Origin of the sequence: Amycolatopsis sp. WGS_07, from assembly GCF_045278895.1 — a bacterium.
Lineage (GTDB): Bacteria > Actinomycetota > Actinomycetes > Mycobacteriales > Pseudonocardiaceae > Amycolatopsis.
In genome coordinates, this window is record NZ_CP136053.1 from 8857745 (window position 1) to 8870000 (window position 12256).

Below are 12256 nucleotides of genomic sequence, written 5' to 3' on the forward strand. Positions count from 1 at the left end.
GCCGAGGCCGGGCACCCGTGCGGCTCAGTCCAGGACGGCGAGCACGTCGATCTCGACCAGGAGACCGGCGGGCAGCCCGACGTACACCGTGGTGCGGGCCGCGTGCGGGGCCTCGCCGATCAGCTCGTTGTAGACCTCGTTGAACGCGGCGAAGTGGCTGGTGTCGGTGAGGTACACGCGCACCATCACCGCGTCCGCGAAGCTCGAGCCCGCCTCGTCGAGCAGCGCGGTGAGGTTCTTGAACACCTGCCGGGTCTGGCTCACCACGTCGTCGCCGACGATCTCGTTCGTGGCCGGGTCGAACGCGACCGCGCCGGCGACCTGCAGGATGTTCCCCTTGCGGACGGCCTGCGAGAAGTTCGCCGGCGGCTTCGGCGCGTTCTCGCTGGTGATCGCCGTCTTGCCCATCATTGCCCCTTTCCGTTCCCCGTCCATCCACTGTGGACGGAAGCTTCCTCCGCGGCGGCCAGCAGCTCGGGCACGAGCGCCAGCAGCCCTTCGTAGTCCAGCAGCACCTTCGGCACCGACATCGACGCCGCGGCGAGCACTTCGCCGCCCGCGCCGCGCACCGGTGCGGAAATGCAGTGGATGAAGTCCTCGTGCTCGGCATTGTCCACCGCGTACCCGCGCTCAGCGACCTGGTCCAGCTCGGCCAGGTACTGCTCGGGCGTGGTGATCGTGTTGGCGGTGAGCACGACGTAGTCGATCGCGCGGGCGATCTCCTCGCGTTTGGCCCGCGGCATCGCGGCGACGAGCACCTTGCCGACCGCGGTGCAGTGCAGCGGCGCGCGTTTGCCGACCCGCGAGTACATCCGGACCGCGTGGTGTCCCTCGAACTTGTCGATGTACACCACTTCACCGTCCTCATAGGACGCAAGGTGCACGGTGTGCCCGGTGCGCAGGTTCAGCGCGGCGAGCGCTTCGTGCGCACTGCGCCGGACGTCGCGGTCTTCCAGCGCCTGGTTGGCCAGGTCGAAGAGCGCACTGCCGAGCCGGTAGTGCCGGGCCCCTTCGCGCCGCACGAAGTGGTGCGATTCGAGCGTGCGCAGCAACCGCAGCACGGTCGTCTTGTGCACGCCGATCTCTTCGGCCAGCTCGTCGAGCGTCTTGCCGCCGCGGGCGAGGCCGCCCAGCAGGGTCAGCGCGCGGTCCAGGCTTTGACTCACGTGGCCACCACTCCCTCTCCGGTGAGCCGGACGGAACCCCAGCTGTCGGCGTCCGCCCGCACCAGCTTCGTCACGACGGCTTCGGCCAGCGGAGTGCCGACGTCGTCCTGCGTCAGCAGCGTCGCCGCGGCTTGCAGGTGCCCGCGGCGGAGCCTGGTCATCGGGTCGGCATCGCGCAGCGTCGCCGCGATGAATCCGGCGGCGAAGGCGTCGCCCGCGCCGACCGGCTCGACGACGTCCACGCGCAGCGCGGGCGAGAACAGCGGTTCGGCCGAGCCTTCGACGAGCGTCGCGCCGCGTTCCCCGTGCTTGACCACCAGCGTGCGCGGGCCGGGCAGAAGAGCGCGCAGCCGCGCCGGATCGCCGGTGCCCCACACGCGTTCCGCCTCGTCGTCGCCGGTCAGCACCAGGTCGGCCTTCCCGGCCAGTTCGGCGAGGACGGACTGGTCGCGTCCGGTCCACAGCGCGGGCCGGTGGTTGACGTCGAACGACACAATCAGGTCGCCGCGCGGACGGTCGAGAAGCGCGCGGACGAGCGCGAGGCAGCTGTCCGAAAGCGCGGGCGTGATCCCGGACAGGTGCAGTACGCGGACGCCGGTGAAGTCCAGCTGGGACACCAGTTCCGGCCCCATGCCGGACGCGGCGGAGCCCGAGCGGTAGTAGCGTACCGGGCTGCCGCCCGCGCCGCTCTCCTTCACGTACAGGCCGGTCGGGCGGGTCGGGTCGACCACGACGCCGCGCACGTCCACCCCCGCCGAAGCGATCTCGCGGACGAGCGCGCGGCCGAACGGGTCGTCGCCGACCGCGCTCACCCATCCGCTCGGGACGCCGAGCGCGGGCAGGTGGCACGCGACGTTCGACTCCGCGCCGCCGACGGTGCGCAGCCAGGTGCGCACCTCGTCCGGCGGACCGGGTTCGGCGGGCACGAACAACGCCATCGACTCGCCGATGCAGAGCACTTCGGGCGATCCGGTCGGACTGCTGGTCACTGACGTCCCTTCCCCGTTGACCTGTGGCGACCCGGATGCTACACCTATGCAACGCATTTTGCGCAACGTCCGTTGCAAGATACGCAACCGAGGTCCCGAATGAACAGCAACGCCGCTCTCACCGCCGCCGTCCAAGCCGGGCGCGGCGAACGGATCGACTGGCGCTTCCGCGCACTCCCGCCCGCGCTCGCCGGGCTCACCCTCGACGAAGCCGCGGCCCGCCGCGCGAAGCTCTTCGACGACGGCTTCTTCGGTCCGTTCGTGGTCATCGACGCGGACGCGCTGGAACACAACCTCGCCACCATGGCCCGCTGGTGCGCCGACCGCGGGATCGCGCTCGCGCCGCACGGCAAGACGACCATGGCTCCGGAGCTGTTCGCCCGGCAGCTCGCGCACGGCTCGTGGGGCATCACCGCGGCGAACGCCGGGCACGTGCGGATCTACCGTGCGTTCGGCGTGTCGCGGATCCTGCTGGCGAACCAGCTCGTGGACCCGTCCGCGCTGCGCTGGCTGGCCGGCGAACTGGCGGCGGATCCGGAGTTCGAGTTCGTTTGCTGGGTCGACTCGGTGCGCAGCGTCGAGCTGATGACCGAAGCGCTCGCCAGCGCCGAACGACCGGTGGATGTCTTGGTGGAGCTAGGCGGCGAAGGCGGCCGCACCGGCGTGCGCGACGCGGCGACGGCGCTGGCCGTGGCTGAGGCGGCGGCGAAGAGCCCAGTGCTGCGCCTTCTGCGGCACCGGCGGCTACGAGGGTGCGCTTTCGCACCACACCGACGAAGCGGCGCTGACGAAGATCAGTTCCTATGTGGACAGTCTGCGCGACGCGACGGTCACCTTCGCGGAGAAGGGCCTGCTCGCCGAGGGTCCGGTGTACGTCACCGCGGGCGGCAGCGCGTATTTCGACCGCGTGGTGGACGAGCTGACGAAGCCGTGGCCGGACGGTCTCGAAGTGCTTCCGATCCTGCGCAGCGGCGCGTATCTCACGCACGACGACGGCTTCTACCGCGAGATCTCGCCGCTCGGCGAACACCCGCGCATCGCCGGTGTCGACAGCTTCCGGCCCGCGCTGCACGCCTGGGCGCAGGTCACGTCGAAGCCGACGCCGGAGCTGGCGCTGCTCACCGCGGGCAAGCGCGATCTGCCTTACGACGAAGGCATGCCGGAGCCGCAGCTGCTGCGTAAGAACGGCGTCGTCACCGAGCTGTCCGGGCACGCCGTGCCGAAGCTCAACGACCAGCACGCGTTCCTCGAACTGCCCGAAGGATCGCCGGTCGAGGTCGGCGACTGGGTCCGGCTGGGTCTGTCGCATCCGTGCACGACGTTCGACAAGTGGTCGCTGCTGCCCGTCGTGGACAGCGACGGCGAGACGGTGGTCGACTTCGTGCGGACGTGGTTCTGATGGACCTCGTGATCCGTGGCGCCCGTGTCGCCGACGGAACCGGGGCCCCGCTGGAGATCCGCGACGTCGGGATCACTGGCGACCGCATCGCCGACGTCGCCGCGCCAGGAGCATTGATCGCGCCGCGCGTGCTCGATGCGACCGGCCAGGTCCTCTCCCCCGGCTTCATCGACATGCACTCGCATTCCGACCTGCAGGTGCTCGCCAACCCGGACCACCTGGCGAAGGTCAGCCAGGGTGTCACCACCGAGGTGCTGGGCCAGGACGGCCTGTCCTACGCGCCCGTCAACGACGAGGTGCTCGCGAGCCTGCGCCAGCAGCTGGCCGGATGGAACGACGACCCGGCCGGCTTCGACTGGAACTGGCGTTCGGTCGGCGAGTACCTCGACCGGCTCGACCAGGGCATCGCGGTGAACGCCGCGTACCTGGTCCCGCAGGGCACGGTGCGGATGCTGGTGGTGGGCTGGGAAGACCGGCCGGCCACCGACGCCGAGATGGCCCGGATGAAGGAACTCATCGCGACCGGGCTGGCGGAAGGCGCGTTCGGCCTGTCGTCCGGGCTCACCTACACGCCTGGGATGTACGCGACCACCGAGGAGCTGGTCGAGCTGTGCCGGGTGGTCGGCGAGCGCGGCGGCTACTACAGCCCGCACCACCGCAGCTACGGCGCGGGCGCGCTGGAGGCGTTCGCGGAGATGGTCGACGTCTCCCGCCGCTCCGGCTGCCCGCTGCACCTCGCGCACGCGACGATGAACTTCTCGGTCAACAAGGGCAAAGCGCCGGATCTGCTGCGGCTGCTGGACAACGCGCTCGACGACGGTTGCGACATCTCCCTCGACACTTACCCGTATCTCCCCGGCGCGACCTACCTGTCCGCGCTGCTGCCGAGCTGGTCCACCGAAGGCGGGCTGGAACCAACGCTCGCCCGACTGTCCGATCCGGACACTCGCGAACGGATCCGGGCCGAGATAGAAGAGTCCGGTTCGGACGGTGCGCACGGCGTCCCGATCGACTGGGACGCCATCGAAATCAACGGGGTCCGCCGCGAGGAAAACGCCGCGCTGGTGGGCCACAGCGTCCTCGCGTCCGCGCGCGCCGCCGGGAAGCCACCGGCAGAGCTGTACTTCGACACGCTGATCGACGAAAAGCTCGGCACGTCCTGCCTCATGCATGTCGGGCACGAGGAGAACGTGCAGGCCATCATGCGGCACCGCACGCACACCGGCGGCTCGGACGGCCTGCTGGTCGGCGCGCGGCCGCATCCCCGCGCGTGGGGCACCTTCCCGCGGTATCTCGCGCGCTACGTCCGCGAACTGGGCGTTCTCGAACTGGCCGACTGCGTCGCGCACCTCACCGGGCGCGCGGCACGGCGGCTGGGGCTGTCCGACCGGGGCCTCGTCCGGCCCGGGCACGCGGCCGATCTGGTGCTGTTCGACCCGGACACGGTCGCCGACACCGCGACGTTCGACAATCCGCGGCAGCCCGCCGCGGGCCTCTCCCACGTCTTCGTCAACGGCGTCGCCGCGCTCGAAGACGGAACCCCCACCGGCGCGCTCGCCGGGCATTCCCTTCGCCATCCCGGGAGTCGACGATGATTCACTGGCTGCAGACCAGCACGGCCGGTCTGCTCACCCTCGCCGCGGTGTCCATCGCGGTGCTGCTTTTCCTCATCATCAAGGTGAAAGTCGAACCGTTCATCGCCTTGATCGTGGTGGGGCTGCTCACCGCATTGGCGGCGGGCGTTCCGGTCGGCACCCTGGTCGGCACCGCGCAGAAGACGTCGGATTCGCTGCTGGAGAAGGGTTTCGGCAGCATTCTCGGGCACATCGCGGCGATCATCGGGCTGGGCACGCTGCTCGGCTCGATCCTGGAGAAATCCGGCGGCGCGCGTGTGCTCACCGCCGCGCTGCTGCGCACCTTCGGCGAGAAACGCGCGCCGCTCGCGATGGGCCTGTCCGGTCTCATCTTCGGCATCCCGGTGTTCTTCGACATCGGCATCTTCGTGCTCGCGCCGCTGGTTTACGCGGCGGCGAAGCAGGGCGGCCGGTCGATCGTGCTGTACGCGATGCCGTTGCTGGCCGGGCTTTCCATCACGCACGCCTTCATCCCGCCGCACCCGGGGCCGGTCGCCGCGGCCGGGCTGCTGCACGTCGATCTCGGCTGGCTGATCCTGATGGGCGCCGTCTGCGGCATCCCGGCCTGGTTCATCGGCGGCATCCTGTACTCGACCTGGATCGGCAAGCGGGTGGACGTGCCGCTGGCCGAGGACTTCGCCAAGCTCGCCGGCGAGGACGGCGAGCAGGAGGGCCCGGCGCCGTCGCTCAAGCTGGTCGGCGGGATCATCGCGGTGCCGCTGGTGCTGATCCTGGTCGGCACGTTCGGCAGCATCCTGCTCCCCAAGGGCTCCGCAGGCGCGGGCGTCGCCGCGTTCCTCGGCACCCCGGCTATCGCGTTGACCATCGCGACCCTGCTCGCGTCGTGGCTGCTCGGCCGACGGCGCGGGATGAGCGGCGCTGATCTCGCTCAGCTGTCGGCCAACGCGTTGCGTCCGGTCGCGATGATTCTCCTTGTCGTGGGCGCGGGTTCGTTCTTCGGCGCGGTGCTGTCCGCCACCGGGATCGGCAAGGCGGTGGCCGGTTCTCTCGGCGACGCCGGGCTTCCGGTGCTGCTGGCGGCGTACATCATCAGCTGCGGCATGCGCATCGCGCAGGGTTCCGCGACCGTCGCGATCGTGACCACGAGCGGCATCGTCGCGCCCACGGTGATGGAACTGCATTACTCGCAAGCGCAATTGGCGCTCCTGGTCGTCGCGATCTCGGCCGGGTCGATCATCGCCTCGCACGTGAACGACGGCGGATTCTGGATCGTGTCCCGGTATTTCGGGCTCACCGTGACGCAAACCCTGAAAACCTGGACGGCTTTGGAAACAGTCCTTTCCTTGAGCGGTTTCGGTGTGGCAGCATTGGTGATGGCATTGGTCTGAACCACATCGGCAGATGTTCCGGGGGTATTCGATGACCGCGATTTCCCGCCGCACGTTCGTCGGCGCAGTCGGAGCGGCCGGGGCCGCCGCCGTGGTGGGCGCACAGCTCGCCACGGCGGCGTCCCGGCCCCGCGCGGCCGCCACGGTGTACGTCGGCAGCTACACCAGCAGTTCACCGGCGGGCCACGGGCTCGACGTCACCCAGCGCGCGGCCGGAAGCCCCGCGCTCACGCCGGTGCGCACCGTCCCGAAGCTCACCGACGTCTCCTGGTTCGATCGCACCCGCGACGGCCGGATCCTGTACGTCACCAACGAAAACGAGGGCGCGGAGACCGGCACGGTGTCCGCATTGGACATCTCCGACCCGACTCGGCCGAAGCTGATCGGGTCGGTGTCCTCGAAGGGCGGTTCGCCCACGCACCTTTCGGTGCACCCGAGCCAGAAGTACGTGCTGGCCGCCAATTACGACTCCGGCAGCGTCGTCGTGCTGCCGATCAAGTCCGGCGGCAAGCTCGGCGCGGCCACTGATCTTCAGCAGCACCAAGGCAAAGAGCCGCACGCGCACCAGGTGGTGACCGATCCGTCCGGCAAGTGGGTGCTCGCGGTCGACCTCGGCACCGACTCGGTGTACGTCTACTCGTTCGACACCGGCAAGGGAAAGCTGAAGCTGCACAAGCAGATCACCCTTCCCGCCGGTGCCGGGCCGCGCCACCTCGCGTTCCACCCGAACGGCAAATTCGCTTACGTCGCCCAGGAACTGCGGGCGGAGATCACCGTCGCCAGCTGGGATTCCGCGACCGGCGCGTTCACGCCGATCGCCGTCGTCCCCGCCGTTCCGCCCGGCAGCACCGGCGACCTGTTCCCCGGCGAGATCGCCGTTTCCCGCGACGGGAAGTTCGTCTACGCCACCGTGCGCGGGCCCAACACCGTCGCCACCTTCACCGTCGCCGACGGCGGAGCCGGGCTCGCCCTGGTCTCCTCGGCACCGTCGGGCGGCAACTGGCCGCGGCACCTCGCGCTGGACCCGGACGAGAAGTGGTTCTACGTCTCCAACCAGCGCTCCGGCACCGTCACCTGGCTGCCGCGCGATCCGGCCACCGGCCTGCCCGGCAAGCCCGCGGGCTCGCTCGCGGTCGCCAGCGTCAATTCCGTCTTCTTCGTCTGAGAAAACCGGGGCTGGCACGCCGCACAGCCCCGTCTTTCCGGTCTTCGACCGGTCCCCTCGACAGGAGTCATCGATGAAGCTGCGTTCTGTCCTGCCCGCTGTCGCCGCGCTGGCGTTGCTCGCCTCGTGTGCGCCCACCCAATCCGGCCCGGCCGCCTCCGGCGGGAACAAAACCGACGGCACGCTCAGAGTCTGGCTGTTCGACGAAGCGAACCGCGCGCCGAAGGAGGCCGCGGTCAAGGAAGCCATCACCGAGTTCGAGGCCAGCCACGCCGGCGTGAAGGTCGACGTGCAATGGGTCCCGGTCGAGGGCCGCGCGGACAAGTTCTCCGGCGCGTTCAACGACCCGTCCAACGCCCCGGACGTCGCCGAGTTCGGCAACACCGACGTCGCCAGCTACGCCCAAACCGGCGCACTCTCCGATCTCAGCAAGGACATCGCGAACTGGTCCGACGGCAAGGACCTGCTCCCGTCCGTTTTGGACACCGCGAAGGCGAACGGCAAGACCTACGGAATCCCCTGGTACACCGGCATCCGCGCGTTGTACTACCGCACTGACGTCTTCGCCGAACTCGGCCTCAAGCCGCCGACGACACTGAGCGAACTGGCCGACGACGCGCGCCGGATCCGCGCCGCCAAGCCGGAGATGTACGGCATCGCCACCGGCGGCAAGTACACCTACGCGATGCTGCCGTTCATCTGGGCCAACGGCGGCGAGCTGGCCAAACAGGACAACGGCAAGTGGAAGTCCACTGTGGACTCGCCGCAGGCCAAGGCGGGCGTCACCGCGTACGCGAACCTGATCAAGGACGACAGCTGCCCGCCGTCGGCCTGCGCCAACCTCACCGGCACGCAGAGCGTCACCGCGTTCGCCGGCGGCAAGGCGGGCATGGTGATCGGCGGCGACTTCAACCGCAAGGCAGTCGAACAGGGTTCGGTCAAGGGCAAGTACGCGATCATGCCGCTGCCGGGCACCACGCCGAACTCCACCGCCCCCGCGTTCGCCGGCGGCAACCTGCTCGGCGTGTTCGGCGCCAGCCAGCGCCACGGTCTCGCGGTGCAGTTCGCCGAACTGCTGGCCGGGATCAAGTACCAGGAGAAGATGTACGCGGCGATGGGCAACCTGCCCACCCTCGCGTCGGTGCAGAAGAAGCTCGCCGCCAGCGACCCGACGCTGAAGGCCTTTGTGGACACTCTCGCCGCGGGCACCAAGTTCGTGCCGAGCACTCCGGCGTGGTCCAAGATCGACAGCCAGAACGTCCTGCCCACCGCCGTGCAGCAGATCGCCACCGGCGGCAAGGACGCGAACGCCGCGCTGGCCGACGCCGCCGCGGCGATGAACAAGAACTTCGGCTGACCGGTGGCCGCGGTACGTTCCGCGACCGTCCGCCGGGACGGCCGCGCAGCCCTTCTGTACCTGCTGCCCGCCGGGATTCTCCTTGGCGCGCTGCTGGTGTACCCGATTTACCAGCTGGTCGTGATCTCGCTCTACGACTACGGCCAGCCGCAGGCGGCGGGGGCGGCCCCGCTGGTGTTCCTCGGCCTCGACAACTACGCGAACCTGCTCGCCGAGGCCCAGTTCTGGACGGTGCTCGGCAAGACGGTCGCGTTCGCCGCGGCCTGTGTGGTCGGCAGCCTGGTCGTCGGCACGGCGCTGGCCGTGCTGGCGAGCCGGGTCCGCGCGTTCCCGCGCACGCTGCTGTTCCTGGCGGCGCTCGGCGCGTGGGCGACCCCGGCGATCGCCGGCTCCTACGTCTGGCTGTTCCTCTTCGACACCGACTTCGGCCTGGTCAACGAGGTGCTCTCGGGCATCGGGTTCAGCGGGATGGCGCACCATTCCTGGACGTTCGGCACCGTCGGCACGTTCGGGCTGGTCGCCGCCGAGGTGATCTGGTGCTCGTTCCCGTTCGTGCTGGTCACCATGTACGCCGGGATCAGCGCGGTGCCGAAGGAGACGCTGGAGGCGGCGGCGCTCGACGGGGCCTCGGTCTGGCGCACCACGTGGTCGGTGATCCTGCCCGCGGTGCGGCCGCTGCTGACCATCGCGACCGTGCAGTCGATCATCTGGGACTTCAAGGTGTTCACCCAGATCTACGTGATGACCAACGGCGGCGGCGTCGCGGGCCGGAACCTCATCCTGAACGTCTACGCCTACCAGCAGGCGTTCGCCGGGCAGGAGTACGGGCTCGGCTCGGCGATCGGGGTCGTGATGACCTTGCTGCTGCTGTCGATCACCGGGCTTTACGTCCGGTCCCAGCGCCGGAGTGCCGCATGGCTGTGAAAGTGCGCCGCCCCGCGCGGCTCGTCGCCGAAATCGTGACCGTGGTGATCGCCGCGGTCGTCGCGTTCCCGCTGTACTGGATGGTGCTCTCGGCGTTCAAGCCGGCCGGCGAGATCCAGTCGGCGCATCCGAAGCCGTGGACATTCGCGCCCTCGCTGGACAGCTTCAAGCGAGTGCTCACCGTCTCCGGGTTCAGCCGGTACTTCCTCAACAGCCTCGTCGTCGCGGTCGTGGTGGTGCTGCTGTCGCTGGTGCTGTCGTTCCTTTCCGCGGTGGCGCTGACGCGCTTCCGGTTCCGCGGCCGGGGCATGCTGCTGGTGATGGTGCTGGTGGCGCAGATGGTGCCGGTGGAGGCGCTGACCATTCCGCTGTTCTTCCTGATGCGCCAGGTCGGCGACGCGGTGCCGGCGTTCGGGCTCAACGAACTCGGCTCGCTCATGCTGGTGCACCTGGCGTTCAGCCTGCCGTTCGCGATCTGGATGCTGCGCGGGTTCGTCGCCGCGGTGCCGGCCGAACTCGAGGAAGCGGCCACTTTGGACGGTGCGTCGCGGATGCGGTTCACCTGGCAGATCCTGTTCCCGCTCGTCGCGCCGGGGCTCGTGGCGGTGAGCGTGCTCGCGTTCATCCACGCGTGGAACGACTTCCTGTTCGCCAAGACGTTCATCATCTCCAAGACCGAAAACCAGACTCTGCCCCAGGCGATCCTGGTGTTCTTCAAGCCGGAGGACACCGACTGGGGCGCCGTGATGGCCTCGTCCACCCTGATGACGATCCCCGTGCTGGTGTTTTTCGTGCTGGTGCAGCGGAGGCTCGTCGGCGGAACGGCCGGAGCCGTGAAGGGATGACCATGCCTGGATTCGACACCCTCCTCCCCCGCCCGGTGTCCGCGGAAGCCACGCCCGGCACCTGTCCGTGGCCCGCTCCGGTCGTCGTGCAGACGGCACCGGACCTGCCCGCCGAGGGCTACCGGCTCACGATCGCGCCGGACGGCGTGACGCTCGACGCGGCCGACGCCGCGGGCGAGTTCTACGGCCGCCAAACCCTGCGCCAGCTGGCCGGCCCGGACGCGTTCCGCGCCGTATCGATCCACAATGGACCGGTCGAACTGCCGTGCGGGACGGTCACCGACCATCCGCGGTTCGCCTGGCGCGGCTGCCTTTACGACGTTTCCCGGCACTTCCGGACGAAGGCCGAGGTGCTGCGGTTCGTCGACCTGCTGGCCGCGCACAAGCTGAACGTGCTGAACCTGCACCTCACCGACGACCAGGGCTGGCGGATCGAGACGCCGGAGTTCCCCCGGCTCACGTCCGTCGGCGGCTGGCGGAAATCGTCGATGGTCGGCAGGCACGACGGCCCGGAACGCGACGGCCGTCCGCACGGCGGTTACTACACTGTGGACGATCTGCGCGAGATCGTCGCTTACGCCGCTTCGCGTTCGGTCACCGTAGTGCCCGAAGTGGACATTCCCGGGCACGCCCGCGCCGCGATCACGGCGTACCCGGAACTCGGCCCGGCGTCCGACACCCCTTGGGAGGTCTGGACTTCCTGGGGCGTCAGCACCTCGCTGCTCGACCCGTCGGAGTCCACTCTGGACTTCTTCCGCGCGGTGTTCGACCACGTGCTGGACATCTTCCCGTCGCCGGTGATCGCGCTCGGCGGCGACGAGGTGCCCGGCATCACCGAGGCGCACCACCGGTTCGTCCGGGCGATCGCGGACCACCTCGCCGCCCGCGGCCGCACGCCGATGGGCTGGGACGAGGTCCTCGACGGCGGCGACCTGCCGGAGATGGTCATCGGCGTGTGGCAGGACCGCGAACGGGCGTCGCTGGCGCTGAGGGCCGGGCACGAGGTGGTTCTCTGCCCCGAGGACGGCGTGTACCTCGACCACCGGCAGAGCGACCATCCGGACGAACCGATCCCGGTCGGATTTCTGCAGGACCTCGAACACTTCTACGGTTTCGAGCCCGAATCCGGACCGGGCGTGCGCGGCGTCCAGGCGCAGCTGTGGTGCGAACACCTGGACACCGTGCGGCGGACGGACTACGCGGCCTTCCCGCGGCTGTCGGCGTTCGCCGAGGTCGCGTGGAGCAGCGGACCGCGCGACTACGCGGAATTCCTGCCCCGGCTGCGGGAACACCACCTGCCGCGGCTGGACGCGCTCGGCGTCGAGTACCGGCCGCTGGAAGGTCCGCACCCGTGGCAGACCCGGCCGGACGCGCCGGGACGGCCGCTCTGATCCGCCGTCCGTGAGGGGAACCCAGTTCCCCTCACGG

10 protein-coding genes and 1 pseudogene are annotated in these 12256 nt (G+C 69.7%); 8 read left to right on the forward strand and 3 right to left on the reverse strand.

Annotated elements, in window-relative coordinates; genetic code table 11:
- Positions 1-24: 24 nt before the first annotated feature.
- From RPX00_RS41600 to RPX00_RS41610, 3 genes are read right to left on the reverse strand one after another with little or no spacing between them, the layout of a single operon-like run.
- Complete coding sequence (locus tag RPX00_RS41600; protein WP_020660357.1) at positions 25-408, reverse strand: RidA family protein; 384 nt, start codon at positions 406-408, stop codon at positions 25-27.
- Positions 408-1166: an IclR family transcriptional regulator gene (locus RPX00_RS41605; RefSeq protein WP_406633975.1), complete on the reverse strand. Its 759-nt coding sequence runs from the start codon at positions 1164-1166 to the stop codon at positions 408-410. The genes RPX00_RS41600 and RPX00_RS41605 overlap by 1 nt, the downstream gene beginning before the upstream one ends.
- Complete coding sequence (locus tag RPX00_RS41610) at positions 1163-2104, reverse strand: sugar kinase (RefSeq protein ID WP_406643265.1); 942 nt, start codon at positions 2102-2104, stop codon at positions 1163-1165. Before RPX00_RS41610 ends, RPX00_RS41605 begins: the two co-directional genes overlap by 4 nt.
- 150 nt (positions 2105-2254) lie before the next feature.
- Between RPX00_RS41610 and RPX00_RS41615 the strand changes: the two are divergent.
- From RPX00_RS41615 to RPX00_RS41650, 8 genes and pseudogenes are all read left to right on the forward strand, one after another.
- A pseudogene (locus RPX00_RS41615) lies at positions 2255-3554 on the forward strand (amino acid deaminase).
- Positions 3554-5149: an amidohydrolase family protein gene (locus tag RPX00_RS41620; protein ID WP_406633977.1), complete on the forward strand. Its 1596-nt coding sequence runs from the start codon at positions 3554-3556 to the stop codon at positions 5147-5149. The pseudogene RPX00_RS41615 and the gene RPX00_RS41620 overlap by 1 nt, the downstream one beginning before the upstream one ends.
- Positions 5146-6537, forward strand: coding sequence for a GntP family permease (locus RPX00_RS41625; RefSeq protein ID WP_406633979.1), 1392 nt, complete (start codon positions 5146-5148; stop codon positions 6535-6537). Before RPX00_RS41620 ends, RPX00_RS41625 begins: the two co-directional genes overlap by 4 nt.
- A 31-nt stretch (positions 6538-6568) precedes the next feature.
- Positions 6569-7702: a lactonase family protein gene (locus RPX00_RS41630; RefSeq protein ID WP_406633981.1), complete on the forward strand. Its 1134-nt coding sequence runs from the start codon at positions 6569-6571 to the stop codon at positions 7700-7702.
- A 73-nt stretch (positions 7703-7775) separates the two neighbouring features.
- Positions 7776-9059: an extracellular solute-binding protein gene (locus RPX00_RS41635; protein WP_406633983.1), complete on the forward strand. Its 1284-nt coding sequence runs from the start codon at positions 7776-7778 to the stop codon at positions 9057-9059.
- Positions 9060-9062: 3 nt separating this feature from the next.
- On the forward strand, positions 9063-9983 hold the full coding sequence (locus RPX00_RS41640) for a carbohydrate ABC transporter permease (protein WP_406633986.1): 921 nt from the start codon (positions 9063-9065) through the stop codon (positions 9981-9983).
- On the forward strand, positions 9974-10828 hold the full coding sequence (locus RPX00_RS41645) for a carbohydrate ABC transporter permease (protein ID WP_406633988.1): 855 nt from the start codon (positions 9974-9976) through the stop codon (positions 10826-10828). The genes RPX00_RS41640 and RPX00_RS41645 overlap by 10 nt, the downstream gene beginning before the upstream one ends.
- Positions 10829-10830: 2 nt before the next feature.
- Positions 10831-12219 (forward strand): beta-N-acetylhexosaminidase, encoded by a 1389-nt coding sequence (locus RPX00_RS41650; RefSeq protein WP_406633990.1) that lies wholly within the window; start codon positions 10831-10833, stop codon positions 12217-12219.
- Positions 12220-12256 lie beyond the last annotated feature (37 nt).

Excerpts from the sequence above, each read along its gene's own strand:
- RPX00_RS41650 (WP_406633990.1), top strand. The coding sequence starts at position 10,831 with ATGCCTGGATTCGACACCCTCCTCCCCCGCCCGGTGTCCGCGGAAGCC.
- RPX00_RS41625 (WP_406633979.1), top strand. The coding sequence starts at position 5,146 with ATGATTCACTGGCTGCAGACCAGCACGGCCGGTCTGCTCACCCTCGCC.
- RPX00_RS41645 (WP_406633988.1), top strand. The coding sequence starts at position 9,974 with ATGGCTGTGAAAGTGCGCCGCCCCGCGCGGCTCGTCGCCGAAATCGTG.
- RPX00_RS41620 (WP_406633977.1), top strand. The coding sequence starts at position 3,554 with ATGGACCTCGTGATCCGTGGCGCCCGTGTCGCCGACGGAACCGGGGCC.
- RPX00_RS41635 (WP_406633983.1), top strand. The coding sequence starts at position 7,776 with ATGAAGCTGCGTTCTGTCCTGCCCGCTGTCGCCGCGCTGGCGTTGCTC.
- RPX00_RS41600 (WP_020660357.1), bottom strand. The coding sequence starts at position 408 with ATGGGCAAGACGGCGATCACCAGCGAGAACGCGCCGAAGCCGCCGGCG.
- RPX00_RS41610 (WP_406643265.1), bottom strand. The coding sequence starts at position 2,104 with ATGGCGTTGTTCGTGCCCGCCGAACCCGGTCCGCCGGACGAGGTGCGC.
- RPX00_RS41630 (WP_406633981.1), top strand. The coding sequence starts at position 6,569 with ATGACCGCGATTTCCCGCCGCACGTTCGTCGGCGCAGTCGGAGCGGCC.